18 protein-coding genes and 1 tRNA gene are annotated in these 17,627 nt (G+C 64.5%); 12 read left to right on the forward strand and 7 right to left on the reverse strand.

From position 1 onward, the window contains the following. The first annotated feature begins 7 nt into the window (after positions 1-7). Genes C443_RS12690 through argF form a run of 4 tightly spaced genes read left to right on the forward strand, consistent with a single transcriptional unit; the run spans position 8 to position 3,948 of the window. A complete protein-coding gene (locus C443_RS12690) occupies positions 8-868 on the forward strand; it encodes an acetylglutamate/acetylaminoadipate kinase (protein WP_005536825.1) in 861 nt (286 codons plus the stop codon). Continuing rightward, the gene (locus C443_RS12695; protein WP_005536826.1) at positions 865-1,992 is read left to right on the forward strand and encodes an aspartate aminotransferase family protein; all 1,128 of its coding nucleotides are present in this window, start codon (positions 865-867) and stop codon (positions 1,990-1,992) included. The genes C443_RS12690 and C443_RS12695 overlap by 4 nt, the downstream gene beginning before the upstream one ends. Next, positions 1,989-3,050, forward strand: a complete 1,062-nt coding sequence (locus C443_RS12700) for a [LysW]-lysine hydrolase (protein WP_005536828.1) — start codon at positions 1,989-1,991, stop codon at positions 3,048-3,050. Before C443_RS12695 ends, C443_RS12700 begins: the two co-directional genes overlap by 4 nt. Position 3,051: 1 nt before the next feature. Next, entirely contained in the window at positions 3,052-3,948 is an 897-nt protein-coding gene (argF, locus tag C443_RS12705) for an ornithine carbamoyltransferase (protein ID WP_005536830.1), read from the forward strand. A gap of 310 nt (positions 3,949-4,258) precedes the next feature. Here argF and C443_RS12710 read toward each other — a convergent pair whose 3' ends face one another. Both C443_RS12710 and C443_RS12715 read right to left on the reverse strand, forming a co-directional pair. Further along, positions 4,259-5,002: an SDR family oxidoreductase gene (locus C443_RS12710; protein ID WP_005536832.1), complete on the reverse strand. Its 744-nt coding sequence runs from the start codon at positions 5,000-5,002 to the stop codon at positions 4,259-4,261. 77 nt (positions 5,003-5,079) lie between these two features. Further along, positions 5,080-6,057 (reverse strand): orotate phosphoribosyltransferase, encoded by a 978-nt coding sequence (locus tag C443_RS12715; RefSeq protein WP_005536833.1) that lies wholly within the window; start codon positions 6,055-6,057, stop codon positions 5,080-5,082. Positions 6,058-6,496: 439 nt separating this feature from the next. Here C443_RS12715 and C443_RS12720 point away from each other — a divergent pair, with 439 nt between their 5' ends. From C443_RS12720 to C443_RS12735, 4 genes are all read left to right on the forward strand, one after another. Further along, positions 6,497-6,886 carry a helix-turn-helix domain-containing protein gene (locus tag C443_RS12720; RefSeq protein ID WP_005536834.1) on the forward strand — a complete coding sequence of 130 codons (390 nt, stop codon included), beginning with the start codon at positions 6,497-6,499 and terminating at the stop codon, positions 6,884-6,886. A gap of 65 nt (positions 6,887-6,951) precedes the next feature. Next, positions 6,952-8,340, forward strand: coding sequence for a threonine synthase (thrC, locus tag C443_RS12725; RefSeq protein WP_005536835.1), 1,389 nt, complete (start codon positions 6,952-6,954; stop codon positions 8,338-8,340). A gap of 224 nt (positions 8,341-8,564) precedes the next feature. Then, positions 8,565-9,239, forward strand: a complete 675-nt coding sequence (locus C443_RS12730; protein WP_049944053.1) for a DUF4166 domain-containing protein — start codon at positions 8,565-8,567, stop codon at positions 9,237-9,239. Further along, on the forward strand, positions 9,236-10,210 hold the full coding sequence (locus C443_RS12735; protein ID WP_005536837.1) for a YndJ family protein: 975 nt from the start codon (positions 9,236-9,238) through the stop codon (positions 10,208-10,210). The genes C443_RS12730 and C443_RS12735 overlap by 4 nt, the downstream gene beginning before the upstream one ends. A 6-nt stretch (positions 10,211-10,216) precedes the next feature. On the opposite strand, the gene C443_RS12740 is transcribed toward C443_RS12735, so the two are convergent. Beyond that, complete coding sequence (locus tag C443_RS12740; protein WP_005536838.1) at positions 10,217-10,615, reverse strand: hypothetical protein; 399 nt, start codon at positions 10,613-10,615, stop codon at positions 10,217-10,219. 201 nt (positions 10,616-10,816) lie between these two features. Between C443_RS12740 and C443_RS12745 the strand changes: the two genes are divergently transcribed. Beyond that, positions 10,817-11,992 (forward strand): aspartate kinase, encoded by a 1,176-nt coding sequence (locus C443_RS12745; protein ID WP_005536839.1) that lies wholly within the window; start codon positions 10,817-10,819, stop codon positions 11,990-11,992. Between the two features lie 14 nt (positions 11,993-12,006). Here the strand turns inward: C443_RS12745 and fer are convergent, their stop codons facing one another. The 3 genes from fer to C443_RS12760 all read right to left on the reverse strand — a co-directional run bounded on the left by fer (position 12,007) and on the right by C443_RS12760 (position 14,155). Then, positions 12,007-12,675, reverse strand: coding sequence for a ferredoxin Fer (fer, locus tag C443_RS12750; RefSeq protein WP_005536840.1), 669 nt, complete (start codon positions 12,673-12,675; stop codon positions 12,007-12,009). A gap of 90 nt (positions 12,676-12,765) precedes the next feature. Beyond that, positions 12,766-13,464, reverse strand: coding sequence for a metallophosphoesterase family protein (locus C443_RS12755; protein WP_005536842.1), 699 nt, complete (start codon positions 13,462-13,464; stop codon positions 12,766-12,768). A gap of 82 nt (positions 13,465-13,546) precedes the next feature. Further along, positions 13,547-14,155, reverse strand: a complete 609-nt coding sequence (locus C443_RS12760) for an IMP cyclohydrolase (RefSeq protein ID WP_005536843.1) — start codon at positions 14,153-14,155, stop codon at positions 13,547-13,549. Between the two features lie 169 nt (positions 14,156-14,324). Between C443_RS12760 and C443_RS12765 the strand changes: the two genes are divergently transcribed. Both C443_RS12765 and C443_RS12770 read left to right on the forward strand, forming a co-directional pair. Beyond that, positions 14,325-14,397 (forward strand) — tRNA-Gln (locus C443_RS12765). A 175-nt stretch (positions 14,398-14,572) separates the two neighbouring features. Then, on the forward strand, positions 14,573-15,004 hold the full coding sequence (locus C443_RS12770) for a universal stress protein (protein ID WP_005536845.1): 432 nt from the start codon (positions 14,573-14,575) through the stop codon (positions 15,002-15,004). 41 nt (positions 15,005-15,045) lie between these two features. On the opposite strand, the gene C443_RS12775 is transcribed toward C443_RS12770, so the two are convergent. Further along, entirely contained in the window at positions 15,046-16,239 is a 1,194-nt protein-coding gene (locus C443_RS12775) for an inorganic phosphate transporter (protein WP_005536848.1), read from the reverse strand. Between the two features lie 157 nt (positions 16,240-16,396). Here C443_RS12775 and C443_RS12780 point away from each other — a divergent pair, with 157 nt between their 5' ends. After that, positions 16,397-17,560: a BMP family lipoprotein gene (locus tag C443_RS12780; protein ID WP_005536850.1), complete on the forward strand. Its 1,164-nt coding sequence runs from the start codon at positions 16,397-16,399 to the stop codon at positions 17,558-17,560. Positions 17,561-17,627: the final 67 nt, after the last annotated feature.

Raw genomic sequence — 17,627 nt, forward strand, 5'->3', positions numbered from 1 at the left:
AGTTCTTATGACAGTCGTTATCAAAGTCGGTGGCGCTCGCGCGGTCGACCCCGCGGGGGCGCTTGCGGACGTGGCATCGTTAGTGGCCGATGGTGAGCAAGTCGTCGTGGTACACGGCGGCTCCACCAAAGTCGACGAGACGCTCGAACGACTCGGCGTCGAGCCCGAATACGTCGAAACACCGTCGGGCGTCGTCGGCCGGTTCACCGACGAGACCACGATGGAGGTGTTCGAGATGGCCTTCGGGCATCTCAACACTCAGCTCGTCGCCGGCCTCCAGAGCGAGGGCGTCGACGCGGTCGGCCTCACCGGCGTCGACGGCAAACTGCTCTACGGACCGCGGAAGTCCGCAGTGCGGGTCGTCGAGGACGGGAAGAAGAAGATCCGCCGGGGCGACCATTCGGGCACGATCAAGCAGGTCAACGGCGACCTGCTGGAGACGCTGCTTGCGGACGGCTACACGCCCGTCGCCGCGCCGCCGATGGCCGGGGACGACGATGGTGACGTAATTCCCGTCAATACCGACGCCGACCGCTCGGCGGCGGCCATCGCCGGCGAACTCGACGCCCAGTTGGTGCTACTCACTGATGTCGAAGGCGTCTACGCGGACCCCGACGACCCATCGACGCTCATCGAATCGGTCGAAACGGCAAGCGACTGGGATGCGCTCGAAGACGCCGCCGAGGGATTCATGGGCCGGAAGATCATGGCCGCCGAGGAGGCGCTCGACGGTGGCGCATCCGAGGTCGTGGTGGCCGACGCTAACGCCGAGTCACCGATTCTATCGGCGCTTGACGGCGGCGGCACCCACGTCCACGCGAGCGCACTCGAACAGGACACAGACCAGACAGCGACGGAGGAACAATGAGCGGATTCGTCTTCAACGAGAAACCCATCCAGATCGAACGTGGCGACGGTGCCTACGTCTACGACGACGACGGCACAGAGTACCTAGACATGGGCGCGTCCTACGCCTGTGTCCCGCTGGGCCACAAGCACGCGGCGGTCCAGAGCGCCGTCAGCGACCAGCTAGAGAAGATCACGTACGTCCAGGCGTCGTACCCGAACGCCGAACGGACGGCTCTGTACGACCTGCTCGCCGAAACTGCCCCGGACCCGATCGACAAGACCTGGCTCTGTAACTCCGGGACCGAGGCCAACGAGGCCGCGCTGAAGTTCGCCCGGTCGGCGACGGGCAACTCCAAGATCGTCGCGACGATGCAGGGCTTTCACGGCCGGACGATGGGCGCGCTGGCGACCACGTGGAAGAACAAGTACAAGAAACCCTACGAGCCGCTCATCGGCGACGTGGAGTTCGTCCCCTACGACGACAGCGAGGCGCTCGACGAGGCCGTCGACGAGGATACCGCCGCGTTCATCGTCGAACCCGTTCAGGGCGAGGGCGGCATCAACCCAACCTCGGACAGCTACCTCGAAGACGCCCGTGAGATCACCGAGGACGCCGGGGCCGCGCTCATCTTCGATGAGGTCCAGACCGGAATGGGCCGGACCGGTGCGCTGTGGAACTCCCAGCGCGCCGCCGTCGCGCCGGACATGATAACCGCGGCGAAGGGGCTCGGTAACGGCCTCCCCATCGGGGCGACGCTGTGCCGGGACTGGATCGCTGAGAACTACGGCTCCCACGCCTCGACGTTCTCCGGCGGGCCGGTCATCTCAGCAGCCGCCGGCGCAACAGTCTCGACCATCATCGAGGACTCAGTACCCGGGAACGCCGCTGTCATCGGCGACTACCTCCTGACCGAACTGGAAGCGGCTATCGGTGATGACGTGCGGGACATCCGTGGTGAGGGGCTGATGATCGGCGTCGAGGTCGGCCGCGGCGCGAACGCGGCGCTGAAAAAGCTCGCGTTGAACCATCAGGTGCTCGCGCTGCCGGCCGGCCGCACGGTTATCCGCCTGCTCCCGCCCCTGACAATTGACAAGGACCACGCCGACGCCGTCGTCGACGCAATGACGGAGGTGGTGAGATGAGCGAAGCCGCAACGCCTGAGGCCGACACCGAGGCACGTGACCTGCTCGAAGCTGTCGTCCGTATCCCGTCGGTCTCGCGGAACGAGGCGGAGGCGGCCCAGCGGCTGGTCGAGTTCTTCGAGGCACACGGCCGCGAGGCGTGGCTCGACGAGGTCGGCAACGTCCGCGCGCCCGCAGATGACGGCGTCCTGCTCACCTCTCACATCGACACCGTCCCGGGCGACATCCCGGTTCGCGTCGAGGAGGACGATGAGGGTGACGTGCTCTGGGGCCGCGGCAGCGTCGACGCGAAGGGGCCGCTGTGTGCGATGGCCGTCGCGGCCGTCCGCACCGGAGCCTCCTTCGTCGGCGTCGTCGGCGAGGAAGTCGACTCGAAAGGCGCTCGATTCCTCGTCGAGGACCGCGAGTCGGAACCTGGTGCCGTCATCAACGGCGAGCCCTCCGGCTGGGAGGGCATCACGCTGGGCTATCGTGGCCTGCTGGCTGGAACCTACGTCGCCACCAGCGAGTCCGGCCACTCCTCGCGCCCGGAGAACAACGCCATTCAGGACGCGATCGACTGGTGGTCGTCGGTTGACGACGAGTTCGCCACCGATGAGTGGCACCCCGTCTTCGAGCGCGTCACCTGCAAGCCGGTCGACTTCAAGGGCGGCACGTCGAGCGACGGGCTATCCGTCGAGGCGACGATGAACGTCCAGCTGCGAGTCCCGCCGGAGTACAGCACCGACGAGATCCGGGAAATCGCAGACGGGTTCTTGGAGAACGGCACGGTCAACTGGGACGACAAGGTCGAGCCAGTGATGCAGAGCCCCCGAACCAGCGCCGCCCGGGCGTTCCGGGCCGCAATCCGGCAGCAGGGCGGCGAGCCCACACTGCTTCGCAAGACCGGCACCAGCGACATGAACGTCTACGCGAAGACGTGGGACTGTCCGATGGTGACCTACGGTCCCGGCGACTCGGACCTCGACCACGCACCGAACGAGCACCTCCCGCTCGACGAGTACGATCGCGCCGTTGCGGTGCTCGAAACCGCGACCGAACGCCTGCTGGAGGACTGACATGGACATACTCGATGTCGACGACCTCACGACCGACGAACTGACGACCGTCCTCGACCGCGCCGCGGCCATCAAAGCCGACCACGGCGAGGGGAGTCAGAGTGACCTGCTCGATCAGCAGACGCTCGGCATGATATTCGAGAAGCCGTCGACACGGACCCGGGTCTCCTTCGAAACGGGGATGACGCAACTGGGCGGCCACGCCGTGTTCCTCGGCCCCGACGACATCCATCTGGGCCATGGCGAACCGGTCAAGGACACCGCCCGCGCGCTCGGCCGGTACGTCGATTTCATCATGGCCCGCGTGTTCGACCACGCCGACGCGGAGGAGCTGGCCGAATACGCCGAAGTCCCAGTCATTAACGGCCTGACCGACGACGCTCACCCCTGCCAGACGCTCGCCGACCTACTGACCATCCGTGAGCAGTTCGGCGACTTTGAGGACGTTTCCGTGGCGTGGGTCGGCGACGGTAACAACGTCTGCCAGTCCTTCGTCATCGGCGCAGCGATGGTCGGGCTGGACCTCACTGTCGCCACGCCGGAAGGCTACGGCATCGCCGACGACGTGGCCGACCGCGCCGCCGCTTTCGGCAACGCGCCTGAGACGACCCACGATCCCGAAGCCGCCGTCGCCGACGCCGACGTGGTGTACTCCGATGTGTGGGTCAGCATGGGGCAGGAGGACCAGCGCGGCCAGAAACTCGAAGATTTCGAGGGCTTCCAGATCACGACGAATCTTCTCGGAGACCGTCCGTTCATGCACTGCCTCCCCGCCCACCGCGGCGAGGAGGTCACCGACGACGCCATCGAATCGGAGAACGCCGTTGTCTGGGACCAGGCGGAGAACCGCCTGCACGCCCAGAAAGGGCTGCTCGTGTGGTTGTCCGAGCAGGCGTAGGCCCGTCCCGAGCGGAGTGAGGGACGCCTTTTTCCCCACGTTTTTGCGCGAGTGGTCGTGAACGTAGTGAACGACCCGACGCGGAAAAAGTGGCTGCCGGACCAGGCGGAGAACCGCCTGCACGCCCAGAAGGGGCTGCTCGTGTGGCTGGCTGAGCAGGCGTAGATCGTCTGGCGGTCGACATATCCGCAGCCTTCGGCCGCGGTTCCCGGAATCGCCGCAATGCGGCGATTCCGCCTTTTTCGCCCACGTTTTTCGGCGGGGGTTGAGGGCGCGTAGCGCCCGAACCCCCGTGGAAAAAGGTGGTGGGCTAGAAGTGCTCGAACTTGTCCCGGCGGAACACGTCGATGCTGTTGATAGTGGTCGGAGGCTCCTGTTGAATAGCGAAAGCGATGGCGTCGGCTACCTCTTCGGGTTCGGTCACTTCGCCCGGTTCGAACCGCTCGTTGAACGCCGTTCCGTCCTCGGAGCCAAACTCCGACCGAACCTCTGAAGGATTGACCACGGTGACGCCGATGTCGTCGTCGCCGACCTGACCAGCGAGGCTGTGGGCGAAGCCACGGAGCCACCACTTCGTCGCGGCGTAGACGGGGTTGAATGGCCGGGGATATTGTCCAGCGAAGCTACCGACGAACACCAGCGAGCCCGCCCCCTCTCGGAGATGCGGCAGTGACTCGCGGGCGGTGTAGAACGCGCCGTCGACGTTGACATTCATCATCGTCCGGTACTGCTCGTCGGACAGCGTCTCAACGTCCGAGCCGCGGCCGACGCCGGCGTTGACGACGACGCCGTTGAGCGAGCCGAGTGTGTCGACGGTGGACTCGACGGCGGCCGTGACCTGTGCCGGGTCGCTGACATCGGCTGGCACGACGTGGGTGCCGACGGTGTGCTCGGCGGCAATCTCGTCTGCCAGTTCGGTGAGGCGGTCTTCCCGGCGGGCGACCAGTGCCACATCGGCCCCGTCCCGTGCCAGCTTTCTGACGGTCGCCGCGCCGATACCCGAACTCGCTCCAGTGACAAGCACGGCTGTCTCTGAGAGTGGTCCCGAATCCATGGTCGGACCTACGGGCGTCTCGTGATTAGCGTTTGGGCCGAGCGTGTAACGCCGTGGTGGTGGGCGACCACCGCGAGTCAGAGGAAGACCGACGAGGCCCGCTTGACGAAGTCGACGGGGTCTGACCTGAGCTGATCGACGTACCTTAGCGGGTCGGATTTGACGGCCTCGATGGACATCCGACCGTTTCTGGCGACGCGGTTCAGATACCCTTGCTGGAGCATCCGGTTTTGCTCCTTGCTGTAGACGGGTTTGCTCGTCTGCATGGCGATCGTCCGCGCTTGGGAGTGGGAGCTTTCGATGAACAGCTTAGCGTCTGAGGACTGGTACACCTCGGCCTTGTACTGGCCGTGGTTACCCGCAGCGACCCGCGTGGCCTTGTCTGGGTACTGCATCATCACCAGTTCGTCGTACTCGATCCCGTGTTCGTCAAGCCAGGCGACAGTCTCGCTACGGTACTTCTCCAGCCGACAGGTAACGATCTTCCCGATCTCCACCGAGGGAACACAGATCGGATCGACAGTCGAAATAAACTCCCGGTATTTCGGCCCGTCGTCGTTCTCTTCCGGCGTCGGGTCGCGACAGAGGATGCCGTCTAGGTCAACACAGGAATCCACGAGGAAGTCGTGGTGCATCATGTTCCACTCGAACACCCTCGGGAACGCCAGGGTCTGGGCGTACGTATCGACGAACCGCTCGGAACCCTCGTCAACGTACACAGCGCCGTAGTACACGTCCGCGGACAGATCCAGGCCGTCGATCGTCGACTGCGCGGTGGTCATTTCGCTGCCGGTGTAGACGGTGTCGTCGACGACGAGTATCGTCGAGAACTCCGAGAGGTCGAACTCACCGTCGTACCGCTCACCCGTCTGTAGGAGTCTGCCATCCCGCAATCCGTCGATATCCGTCATCGGGAGATTGAGATGCAGCGAAAGTAAGTTTGACACTAGCATTCCGCTTCTGGGTATTCCGACGATCAGATCCAAGTCGTCTGGTAGATCGACGATCCACTCCTGCGTATCAGCACTGAGGTGGTCGAAACTCCTGTAATTCATTGGTTTCTGGGATCGGGAAGTATTAGCATCCTCATCGTAGCTCGGACACCACGATGAGAAATACGCTTACTTCTTTTTAAGTGACACTAGTCAGCGAGTATTAATGCTTTTGATTTGTAACTCGTTGAGATATTATTTTAGAAGAGAACGTCCGTTCGTCAAGTCCCATTCCGTTCCGGGGATATTTCCACCTGAAACAGTACCCTTTCCCATGGGGTTGTCAATATCTCCTACAGTACTCGCAACCGTCGGGCTTGAGAGCTGGCGCGTCCGGCTGAAAAAGTGGACTTTTTGATATATCCTGGAGCGGGTTTCGTAATCAGCCTTTCAGGACACCGTCGGCGGTTCGGAATCGGATGGACGCGGACAGTGACGACTCCGTCGCGGTGAGGTTGAGGTAACGACCCAGTTTATCCGGGTCGGAATAATACAGAGGGGTATGTCTGTCAACCCATCTCCGGACCAGTTTCACGACCTGATGGTGGACGACGAACCGACCCTCTCGGACGTGATGGCCTGTGTTTTCGGCGTTCAAGAACACGAGGTACGGACGTATCAGACATTGCTTGAGACTCCTGCAAGCACTGTCGAGGAACTCGCTGACGAACTCGGTCGGGACCGCTCGAACATCAACCGATCGCTGTCGACGCTCCGCGAGAAAGGGCTCGCGACGCGCAAACGGCGACTCCTCGACGGTGGCGGCCACGTCTACCAGTACACTGCGACACCGCTGTCGGAGGCCCGCGAGCTGATGCACGAGACCCTCGACGAATGGACTGCCGCGGTCCATCACCGTATCGACGAGTTCGACGCTAGCCACGGTGAGTGATAGCTGCCGCGCCGTGAGCGCTGACGGTATGGCCGACAACCGTCCGACTTTTGCCCACTGGGGGCATGGTCCCGACAATGGCTGACCTGCAACTCACCGATGACGTGCCGCCGGTTGCCGACGACGGCGTCTGGCTGGCCTGCATCGAGTGTGGTGAGACGTTCGCTCCCTTCGACGAGATTCGCTACACCTGCGACCATTGCGACGGCCTGCTTGAGGTCCGCTACGACGACCTGCCGACCTTCGACGAGTTCGAGGGGTCGGGCGTCTGGCGGTACAATGCCGCCCTGCCCTTCGAGGAGGGCGTCACGCTCCCCGAGGGTGACACGCCGCTACACGAGATGCCGCGCCTGAAGGACGACATCGGCGTCGACGCGCTCCGCGTGAAACACGAGGGGATGAACCCCACCGGCTCGTTCAAGGACCGCGGCATGACCGTCGGTGTCCGGGTCGCCCAAGAGGTCGGTGTCGACCGACTGGCCTGTGCCTCGACGGGCAACACATCCGCGGCACTTGCGGCCTACGGCGCTCGCGGCGGGATGGAGACGCTCGTCCTCCTGCCGGCTGGGAAGGTCGCGGCTGGCAAAATCGCTCAGGCGAGCCTCCACCGCGCGCGCATCCTCGAAGTCGACGGCAACTTCGACCAGTGTCTCGACATCGTGCAGGACCTCGCACAGCGTGGCGAGGCGTACCTCCTCAATTCGCTGAACCCCTTCCGGCTGGAGGGTCAGAAGACTATCGGGCTGGAGATCATGGAGGAGTTCTACGCCGACAACGGCGAGTACCCGGACCGCATCGTCCTGCCGGTCGGCAACGCCGGCAACACCGCGGCGCTGTACAAGTGCTTCCGCGAACTCGTCAAGGCCGGCGCGATAACCGAGGAGCAGGTGCCCAAACTCACCGGTGTGCAGGCCGAGGGAGCCGCTCCGATGGTCGAAGCCATCGAGAACGAATACGAGGACACCCGCCGCTGGGAGGACGTCGAGACCCGCGCGACCGCCATCCGCATCGGCAATCCGGTCAACGCGCCGAAGGCGCTGCCGGGCATCCGGGAGACCGGCGGCACCGCCGTCGCCGTCTCCGACGAGGAAATCACCGAAGCACAGCGCGACATCGCCGGGGAAGGCGTCGGCGTCGAACCAGCCTCTGCCGCCTCGGTTGCCGGCCTCCGGAAGCTCCGACGTGAGGGCGAGGTCGATAGCGATGAGTCGGTCGTCTGTCTGACCACGGGCCACCTGCTCAAAGACCCCGGAGCGGCCGCAGAGGCCGGGAACGAGCCGGAGCCAGTCGCAAACAGCACCGAGGCCGTGCTTGATCTCATCGAAGAGCCGTCGTCGATCACCGGGACGGTTCGGCGACAGGTATCGAAGGCTGCCGACGCGCCGCTGGTCCCGGCGCTGGTCGCCAGCGGCCTCGGTGTCGCGTATCTGTACCGCAAATTCCGCTCGAAGTAACGTTAGCGAACGGGCCGCCAACAGCGAGGCCCTGTCCGACCTTCTGGTCGAAAACTGATTGTATCGGCTCTGCGCTCGGTATTTTCCGTCTTTTACCCAGTAGAAATATCCATCTCCCCCGGGAACAGCCAGCCAATGGACACACAGACGCGAACTGCGGCACGAATGAGGGCTGCCGTCGGGCTGTCGCCTGTGCCGTGGATGCCACCGGTACGGGTGGGGCTGTGACGGGCGTCTACGAGCGGGCGCTGGGCGAGGCCGCTGCCGACCTCCACCCGAAGGTCCGCGACCGGTATAGCCTCGCCCCAGACGACGGGATGGTCTGTGTCGGCCGCGGTGAGATGGATATCACCCGTGGAACGCTGGTACTGCCGGCGCTGTACGCGATGACGACCCAGAACATGCTGTTCCCCGAAGGTGGCGAGGACGTGCCGTTCTCAGTGACGACGGTGGCCTACACGACGGCTGGGGGGCACGAGGCGATGACGACTCGCCGCGCATTCGACTTCGGCGACACCACCCGGCTGTTCGACTCGCTGACCGTCTGGGACGCCGAGTCAGAGCGACTGCTGGACTTTCTCGGAACACACGGCCGGGTCGCCAGCGAACTCCACCCGAGGGTCGAGGACGGGGCACTCGTGGTCGCCGGCGGCCGCCAGTGGGCTCGTCTGGGAGACCGCTACGTTCCCCTGCCGGGGCCGCTGGCCGCCGATGTCGAGGTACGTGACCGCTACGACGAAACCGACGAACGCTACCACGTCACCGCGACCGTCGAGAACGACCTCGTGGGCCACATGCTCGGCTATCGCGGGACGTTCACGCAAGACCAGACTGCCAGCGACGGGATGCCCGATGACCTCCGAATCGTCCGCGGACTCGACCGACTCCCCCCGCGATGAGCGACCGCGCCGCTGGGTCTCGGGAGCCAGCACTCGACAGCGTTGCCCAGCCGTTTTTTACCGGCATCGCTGTGACAGACCTGAGCGCGGTGCTTGGTGCGGTGGTCTGGCTGGCGATGATAGTCACAGGCGAACTGGACGTTATCGAACGGGCGCTCGCTCTCGCGCCGCTCGTGTTGGTCCCGCTCGCCCTCCGAACGGCGGTGACTGGAGCGTTCGAGGCACCTGTCAGTCGGCTCACGACCGCTGCCATCTGGCTCCAGCCGGTCGGCGCGCTCCTGCTCGCGGTCTCGCTGGTCGTTCCGTCACCAGCACCGCTGGCCGTCGCGCTCGCAACGCCGTGGCTGGCTGTCACCGGCCTTCTCGGACTCGCAGCGTTCGTTCGGACTTGGGCTCGGGGCGGCCTAGTGTTCCCAGAGACCGCTATCGACGCTGGCTTCGCCTACGTCTCGGTTGGCGCGGTCGCGCTCCTGCTGGCCCATCTCGACCTGACGCTCTGGTTCGACCGCGTCATCATCCGACTCACAGCGGTCCACTTCCACTACGCCGGGTTCGTCCTTCCAGTCGCAGCAGGACTGACCGGCCGATACCTCGGTGACCACTCGTGGGGATTCCGCACTATCGTCGGTGTCGTCCTCGTCGGTCCGGCGCTCATCGCGGTCGGAATCGCCTTCTCACCGATGGTGGAGGTCGTCGCAGTGAGCCTCTTTACCGTCGCCGTCGCGGCCTTCGGCGCTGTCGTCTTACGCCGTGTCGTCCCTTCTTGTCCCCGGCCACAGGGGGTCCTGCTCGGCATCGCGGCTGTGGCGCTCCCGATTTCGATGGCGCTCGCGCTCGGCTACGGGGTGTCGACTTTCACTGGCCGCTCGCCGGGGCTGACAATTTCGACGATGGTTGCGCTCCACGGCTCGCTCAACGCCTTCGGGTTCGGGCTGTGTGCGACGCTCGGCTGGCGGCTTTCGGTCCCCTGACGGTAGTCAGTGCTCCGCTCGTTCCGGCTCTAATCGGTACCGCGTCGTCTCCTGCCCGTCGAACCGGGGACCGTTTCCGGTGGAGATGAACCCGACCGCCTCGACAGCGTCGCGGACCTCTGATTCGTCCTCTGGGAGCAGTAGTTCGACGGTCATGTGTTCCCGGCGTGCGAACTCGATCGGGTCGGTCAGGAGTTCTTTGCAGGCGTCGCTTGACCCAGCCAGTTGCGTCACGTGGACGGTCCCACGCTCGGCGTCGAAACTCACGAACCCCACAATGGTGTCGTCTTCCTCGGCCACGCGGACGGTACGGTCGTGGACGAGGTTTCGCATCACGTCCGGCGGCCCGTCAGCGAGGGCGGCCAGTCGTTCGGCGTCGTCCTCGATAGCGTCGCGGATATCCATACATGTGCGTGGGAACCCCACGCAAATAAACGGTGTGTCGGACGCTCCGGACTGCGTCCACCTTCGCGGCAACAGGGCTTCGCACGACGGAATCTGCCGGTCGCTGTCGACAGTGAGACGCGGTCACAGATGAACACAGTTATCCCGAGCGACGGATAACGCGAGGGCAATGGTTCACGTACACACGGGCACGGTGGTAGCATGCGCGTAGTCGCCAAATTCGGTGGGACGAGCCTCGGCAGCGGCGACCGCATCAACCGGGCCGCGGACTCGATTGCCGCTGCTGTCCAGCAGGGCCACGAGGTCGCGGTCGTCGCCTCGGCGATGGGCAACACGACCGACGAACTGCTCGACGAGATCAACTACGACGCCGACTCCGCGGACCGCGCCGAAATCGTCTCGATGGGCGAACGGACCTCCGTTCGGATGCTCAAGGGTGCACTTGCCGCCCGCGGTATCGAGGCGGTCTTTCTTGAACCCGGCAGCGAGGACTGGCCGATCATCACTGACGAGTACGGCGAGGTCGACGTCGAGGAGACACAGAAGCGTGCCCACGCGCTGGCCGGCCAGCTCAAGGACGTCGTCCCGGTCATCACAGGCTTCCTCGCGGAGGACTACCAGGGCAACGTGACGACGCTCGGTCGTGGTGGCTCCGACACGAGCGCCGTGATGATGGGCGACTACATGGACGCCGACGAAGTCGTCATCGTCACCGACGTCGAGGGCGTCATGACCGGTGACCCCCGCGTCGTCGAAGGTGCTCGGAACGTCGGCAAAATCTCCGTCGACGAACTCCGTTCGCTGTCGTTCCGCGGGGCCGAGGTGGTCGCGCCGTCAGCGCTGTCGTACAAGAGCGACGACCTCGGCGTTCGGGTCGTCCACTACCAGCACGGCGACTTGCTCTCCGGTGGCACCTCTATCGAGGGTGAGTTCCAGAACCTCATCGACCTGCAGGAACAGCCAATCGCCTGTGTGACCGTCGCCGGCCGGGCCATCCGGAACAGCCCGGGCATCCTCGCGGACCTGTCGGGCGCTATCGCGGATGAGGACATCAACATCGAGGCCAACTCCTCGGGGATGGACTCGCTGACGTTCTACGTCGACGAAGACGACGCCGAGGAAGCCGAGGCGCTGCTGCACGCCCGCATCGTCGACGACGAGACGCTCTCGTCGGTCACCGTCGAGGATGATATCGCCGTCATCCGCGTCACCGGTGGCGACCCGAGCCAGTCGGCGCTCGCGCATCAGGTCGTCGAACCGCTGGCCGACGCCCACATCCACCTCTACGACGTGATTACGTCCGCCACGTCGGTCTCCGTGTTCGTTCCGTGGGAGGACCGCGAACAGGCCCTCTCGCTCGTGCAGGACGTGTTCTGAACGCTGGGTTCTTTTTAATCGGTCGAGGAGGCCTGCTCGAACCGGCTCGCGGGCAGCAGGAGTTCGCTGACTTCGGGAAGGTGTTTCAGGTTGTAGACGATCTTCGCGTCGTCAGACACCGGTGCGGCGATACACGACAGGCGAATCCCCTTCTCTGTGAGTTCTGGCGGCAGGATGTGGCTCGCCGGCGACGGCATCTCGCCGTCGACGACTGCCACCGCACAGTTCGTACACGCGCCGCCGCGGCAGGCAAACGGCCACGCAAAGCCGTTCTTTTCGGCCGCTTCCAGCAACGTGTCGTTTGGGTCGACGTAGAACCGTCCGAAATCAGACGACTGCAGGTTCGCGTCGGCGGCTTTCGCGAACAGGTCCTCGTCTTCGAGTGCCCAGCCGTGGTCCTCCAGCACCTCGAAGTTGAGAAACTCCACCATCGGGTCGTCCGGTTCTGGCGGGGCTTCCTCGGTCTCGGACCCGGATTCGGCCGTCGGTGACTTGTCCGGCAGCGGGTCCCCGGGCTCGTAGCCGTTCTGTAGTCGCTCGTAGGCGTCTTTGACCGTCTGGAACTCGGCCGTCGAGCCGCCCTGATCCGGGTGGGCTTCCTTCACCCGCTCGCGGTACGCGTCGACGATCTCCCCGTCGTCCGCGTCCGGCGGAATTCCGAGGACCTCAAATGGGGACTCCACACCACACGATAGCGGTCACGGACATAAATTCCCTCCTCCAGCTGCAGTTTCTGCAGGCTGCCGGCGACGGGCGACGCGCAGTTCCTATGGCTACCGGCCCTGCGTCAGCCGGAAACCGATTTGCCGCGGCAAGTCGGCGTCCTCTACCGCGTCGATGACCGCGCTCGTGTCATAGGCCACGCGGTGCTCCTCGACAGTCAAATCATCGAGGTCGAGCACGGCGTATGCAGCCCGGTGGTCCTTGTCGCGGGGCTGGCCCACGCTGCCGGGGTTCATCACGATACCGTCCTCGTACACCTCGTGGTGTTGATGGTGCGTGTGGCCCATCACGAGCACGTCCTCGCTGCCCAGCAGATCCGGCCCGAACTCCTCGGGATAGGTATAGTGGTCCGGGTCGTCAGGGTGTCCGTGGACGAGTTTCACCCGACCGTCACAGACGCGGCGCTCGTCGGGCAGCGCCGCCAACCACTCGATCTGCTCGTCGGACAACTGTTCCGTGGCGTGTTCGACGCCGGCCTGCGCCATCCCGTTGAACGCGAACGGTGTCTCGGCGGCGACCGCCCTGTCGTGGTTACCCATCACTGTCGGGACTTCGTCGGTCGGCCAGGGACCGTCCGCGGGGAGCGCGTCGGTGTGCCCACGCATCGCGTCGACACAATCGGCGTGCCAGGGGTTGTAGCCGACCACGTCGCCGGCACAGACCAGTCCGTCAACCGACGGCATATCCGCAAGCACTGCCGCGAGCGCCACCCGATTGCCATGAATATCAGAGAGTACACCGAGTTTCATTGCTAGTGTCTATCCCCTGTGGGGTCTTGAGTGTCGGTCCTGGCTCAGTATCTGTGTCCGTGGTGCGTTTGCTGCCATCCGCTCACTCCCCGTTGTACACTGCCACGTCAAACTCGCCCGCTGACCCCGTGACGCCGGCCGAACAGACGGCGTGTTCGTACTTGTGGTCGTACACCTCGCGGGCTACCTCGCTGGCGTCAGTCGCGCCCAGGTCGAACGCCGTCGGGCTGTTCTCCTCGTATGTCGCCACAAGCGTCGGCTCGGTGACCTCCTCGACGAGCAGCGCGTCCCGGCGGACGGTCCCGATGACTGCGCCCGGTCCGTCAGCGTTCGTCGTCGGGTCCGGCGCGTCGACACCGACGATACCGGCGACCCGCGGCGTGTCGTAGTCGTCCTTCTCGAAGTCGAGCGAGAGGAGCGGCTCCGCGATGGCGTCCCGCGCCGGATAGCCCAGTTCGAGCTTTTCGGCGATTGGGTCGACGTGAGAGCCGTTACCGACGACCGCGCCGCGCTCGGTGACGCGGACGCCGTTGTAGGAGATATATGGGTTGTCCGTCTCCGGCGCGTCCGGCGTCGGTTCGACGGTCACTGTCCCGTCGCGCTTGACTGCTTGGCGGTTGGGGAATGAGCGCGAAGAGACGCGGTACGCACCGACTTCGGGACTGACGACGACGAATCGTCCAACGTACATACGCGAGTGTGCACAGCACCCCGAAAAAGCGCTGTCGATGTCTGGCCGTCTGGCGTAGCCATGACGCTATTGTTCTCCTGGCGGTGTTGTGTGGGCTGCTGACACGCTTCATGTCCGACCGAATCGCGCAACGCTTACAAAGGGGCACCCGATACTGTAGAGTGCGCACAGTCCATTGGGGTAGTGGCCAATCCTGAAGCCTTCTGGGGGCTTCGACCCTGGTTCGAATCCAGGATGGACTATTTCTGTGGCGAGCAAACTCGTGAGCGATAGCGTCGTAATTGCTGGATTCGAGCCTTGGAAGGCGAACGAAGCGAGTCTTCCTCTGGTTCGAATCCATGCGGAACAGGTGTGACACGGGTCTGGCAAGCACTCGCTTGCCACTGGCTACTTGTAGCTACCTCCCAGAGAAAACATATGGCACCGACACACGTCCTCGTCCCGCTGGACGGGTCACCGCTGGCTGACGAGGCGCTGACGTACGCGCTGGAGACGTTCGACTGCCGGATTACAGTCCTGAACGTCGTCGCGCCACTCGATACGGGGATGAGCGAGGGTGGCATGCTCGAGCCGGATGCGGATCGCCGGGCGGCAGCCGACGAGCGGGCCGCGAAGCTTGTCGACCGGGCGTCACAGCAGGCTAGCGAGGCCGGCCAACAGGTCGAGACGGCCGTCGAGACCGGTGACCCGGCCGAGACGATTCTGGACTACGTTGAGGCGACCGACGTAGATCAGGTGGCGATGGGTGGTCACGGCGGGACGCGAAACGAGATCGCCCGCCGATTGCTCGGAACGGTGGCGACGGCGGTCGTCAGTGAAGCGCCGGTGACGGTGACGGTCGTCCGGTAGTCACGGACGTCGACGACCCGGACGCAGCACGCGGGCACTCTTCAGGCTTGGCTGCCGAGGACCGCTTCCAGCACCTGATACAGGCCGAAGCCGATCACGACGCTGGTGACGAGCGTGATGAGCCAGAATCCGACAGTCACACCTATTTTCCGGCGAGAGACGCCGGCAGAACCGCCGACCAGGCCGCCGCCGATGACGCCGGAGATGATGATGTTGTTGAACGAGATGGGGATCCCCAGCGCGATAGCGGCCTGCGCGATGATGAAGCCGGGGACCAGCGCCGCGATGGAGCGGCGGACGCCGAGTTGCGCGTATTCGCGGGAGGTCGCCTGTAGCAGGCGGGGCGCGCCCATCCACGCACCGCCGAGGATACCCACTGCGCCGAGCGCCAGCAACACGAACCCGGGCAGACCGAGTTCGGCGCGGTAGAGGTTTTCGAGTGGCCCGGTCGCGAGGCCGACCTGACTGCCGCCACTGGAGAAGGCGACGACACTGCCGAGAACGACGAGAAAGGTCTTGATGCCCTTGTCGACCGAGGCCTGCGTCTGCAGGCGGATGTAGTAAAAGCTCCCGGCGGCGACCAGCAGTGTCGCGCCGACAGCCGCGATATCCGTGCCGGCGACCATCGCAGCAAAACCGGCCAGTGAGCCCTGTTCGGTGCCGGCCGGTGACGGGATGATGCTCAACTGGACGTTGGCGACGATACCACCGACGACGCCGGCGAGCAGCGGGACGCCGACCGTCTCGGGGATGTCATCCCGACGCAACACAGTCGCGGTGAGATAGGCCAGGCTCCCCGAGACAGGCGGGACGAGCAGCCAGAACGTGGCGATACGGCGGTAGGTGTCGAACACTGGGTCGCCCCCGAGCGAGAGGCCGACGCCGACCATCGCGCCCGTCGTCGCGAACGCCGCTGGAACGGGATAGCCTGAGTAGATACCAAAGGCCATGAATCCGGTCGCAGTCAACAGCCCGGCGACGGCTGCGAGCGAGGTGATCGCGACGCCATCGATGAGGCCAGCGCCGACCGTTTCCGAGATACTGCCCCCCTGAGTCAGTGCGCCCATTGCGGCGAGAATTCCGATAAGGAAGGCGGCGCGCATCGTCGAGATAGCGTTCGCACCGATAGCCGGGGCGAACGGCGGTGAGTTGCTGTTCGCACCGAGTGTCCAGGCTGTCACCAGCCCAGTAACCGTCGCGAGGGCGACCAGCGCCCAGAAGACGACGGTGGTCACCGCGTGTTGGGTCCCGTCAGGGCCTGCCAGTTGCTGCTGTGTGAACGCGACCAGACTGTCATTGCCAGCCGTTCACACCCAGTACATAAAATGCCCGCGGCGTCGGTATCGAAAGTCGATCGGCCCGCCTTGCCGTGATTTGTCGCCGATGTGGCGAATGTGCGACACCGAAGTCTTTAACGCCTATCGACACCGCTGGTGGGACATGTCACAGCGCAGACGCACGTTCATCAGTAGTGTTGGTACCGCAACTGCAATCGGGTTAGCTGGATGCCTCGGTGGCGATGGCGGCGATGGCAGCGGCGGTGACGGTGGGGACACCGACAGCGATGGTGGCGACGGCGACAGCGGTCCGGCCGCCCGTGTCGGAATGGTGTACGCGACGGGCGGACTCGGTGACGGGTCGTTCAACGACCAGGCCCAGACCGGCGCTATCCGATCAGCGGACGAGCTAAACATCGAATACGACGAGTCTCAGCCGGAAGCAGTACAGGACTTCGGCAGCCTCCAACAGCAGTACGCGCAGTCCTCGAACCCGGACTACGACCTCGTCTGTTGTATCGGCTTCCTGCAGGCGGACGCCCTCACGGAGACCGCCAGCCAATACCCCGAGCAGGACTTCATGATCGTTGACTCCGTCGTCGAGGCGGACAACGTCGGCTCCTACGTGTTCGGTGAGCATCAGGGCTCGTTCCTCATTGGATTGATGGCCGCGAAGCTGACCAGTCAGGACTTCTCGGCTGGCACCGGCTCCACGCAAAGTGACTCCACGAGCGTCGGCTTCGTCGGCGGCGTCGAGGGCGACCTCATCGGCCGCTTCGAAGCCGGCTACAAAGCTGGCGTCAAGCACGCGGAGGAAGACGTTGATGTCCAGACAGCCTACGTTGGCGACTTCAACGATCCCTCCGGAGGGCAGGAGGCGGCCCTCTCGATGTACGAATCGGGTGCGGATATCGTCTACCACGCGGCCGGTAACACCGGGACTGGCGTGTTCCGTGCGGCTCAGGAGGCGGAGCGCTTCGCAGTCGGCGTCGACCGCGACCAGTCGGTCACGAAATCGGACTTCAGCGATGTCATCCTCGCGAGTATGGTCAAACGCGTCGACAACGCGGTGTACACGTCGGTCGAATCGGTCGTCAACGACAACTTCGAGGGCGGTGCTGTGAACACGCTCGGCCTCGAACAGAACGGTGTTGAAGCGGTGTACGGCCAGCAGCTTGGCTCGGAGATCCCACAGGGCGTCAAAGACGAGGTGTCCGAGATCCGCCAGAGCATCATCGACGGCGACATCAGCGTGCCGACTGACCCTGACAACGTCTGAGACCGGTTGTTAGAGCGATTTGCCGTCTGTTCCGCCCCCGCGGTCGGAACTATCCGAAAATAATATC

The sequence above is a fragment of the Haloarcula argentinensis DSM 12282 genome (genome assembly GCA_000336895.1).
Lineage (GTDB): Archaea > Halobacteriota > Halobacteria > Halobacteriales > Haloarculaceae > Haloarcula > Haloarcula argentinensis.

Coding starts and splice junctions, on each gene's coding strand:
- C443_RS12715 (WP_005536833.1), bottom strand. CDS start 6,057: ATGAATTACAGGAGTTTCGACCACCTCAGTGCTGATACGCAGGAGTGG.
- C443_RS12700 (WP_005536828.1), top strand. CDS start 1,989: ATGAGCGAAGCCGCAACGCCTGAGGCCGACACCGAGGCACGTGACCTG.
- C443_RS12720 (WP_005536834.1), top strand. CDS start 6,497: ATGTCTGTCAACCCATCTCCGGACCAGTTTCACGACCTGATGGTGGAC.
- C443_RS12690 (WP_005536825.1), top strand. CDS start 8: ATGACAGTCGTTATCAAAGTCGGTGGCGCTCGCGCGGTCGACCCCGCG.
- C443_RS12745 (WP_005536839.1), top strand. CDS start 10,817: ATGCGCGTAGTCGCCAAATTCGGTGGGACGAGCCTCGGCAGCGGCGAC.
- C443_RS12760 (WP_005536843.1), bottom strand. CDS start 14,155: ATGTACGTTGGACGATTCGTCGTCGTCAGTCCCGAAGTCGGTGCGTAC.
- C443_RS12740 (WP_005536838.1), bottom strand. CDS start 10,615: ATGGATATCCGCGACGCTATCGAGGACGACGCCGAACGACTGGCCGCC.
- C443_RS12735 (WP_005536837.1), top strand. CDS start 9,236: ATGAGCGACCGCGCCGCTGGGTCTCGGGAGCCAGCACTCGACAGCGTT.
- argF (WP_005536830.1), top strand. CDS start 3,052: ATGGACATACTCGATGTCGACGACCTCACGACCGACGAACTGACGACC.
- C443_RS12710 (WP_005536832.1), bottom strand. CDS start 5,002: ATGGATTCGGGACCACTCTCAGAGACAGCCGTGCTTGTCACTGGAGCG.
- C443_RS12695 (WP_005536826.1), top strand. CDS start 865: ATGAGCGGATTCGTCTTCAACGAGAAACCCATCCAGATCGAACGTGGC.
- C443_RS12755 (WP_005536842.1), bottom strand. CDS start 13,464: ATGAAACTCGGTGTACTCTCTGATATTCATGGCAATCGGGTGGCGCTC.
- C443_RS12780 (WP_005536850.1), top strand. CDS start 16,397: ATGTGCGACACCGAAGTCTTTAACGCCTATCGACACCGCTGGTGGGAC.
- thrC (WP_005536835.1), top strand. CDS start 6,952: ATGGTCCCGACAATGGCTGACCTGCAACTCACCGATGACGTGCCGCCG.
- C443_RS12770 (WP_005536845.1), top strand. CDS start 14,573: ATGGCACCGACACACGTCCTCGTCCCGCTGGACGGGTCACCGCTGGCT.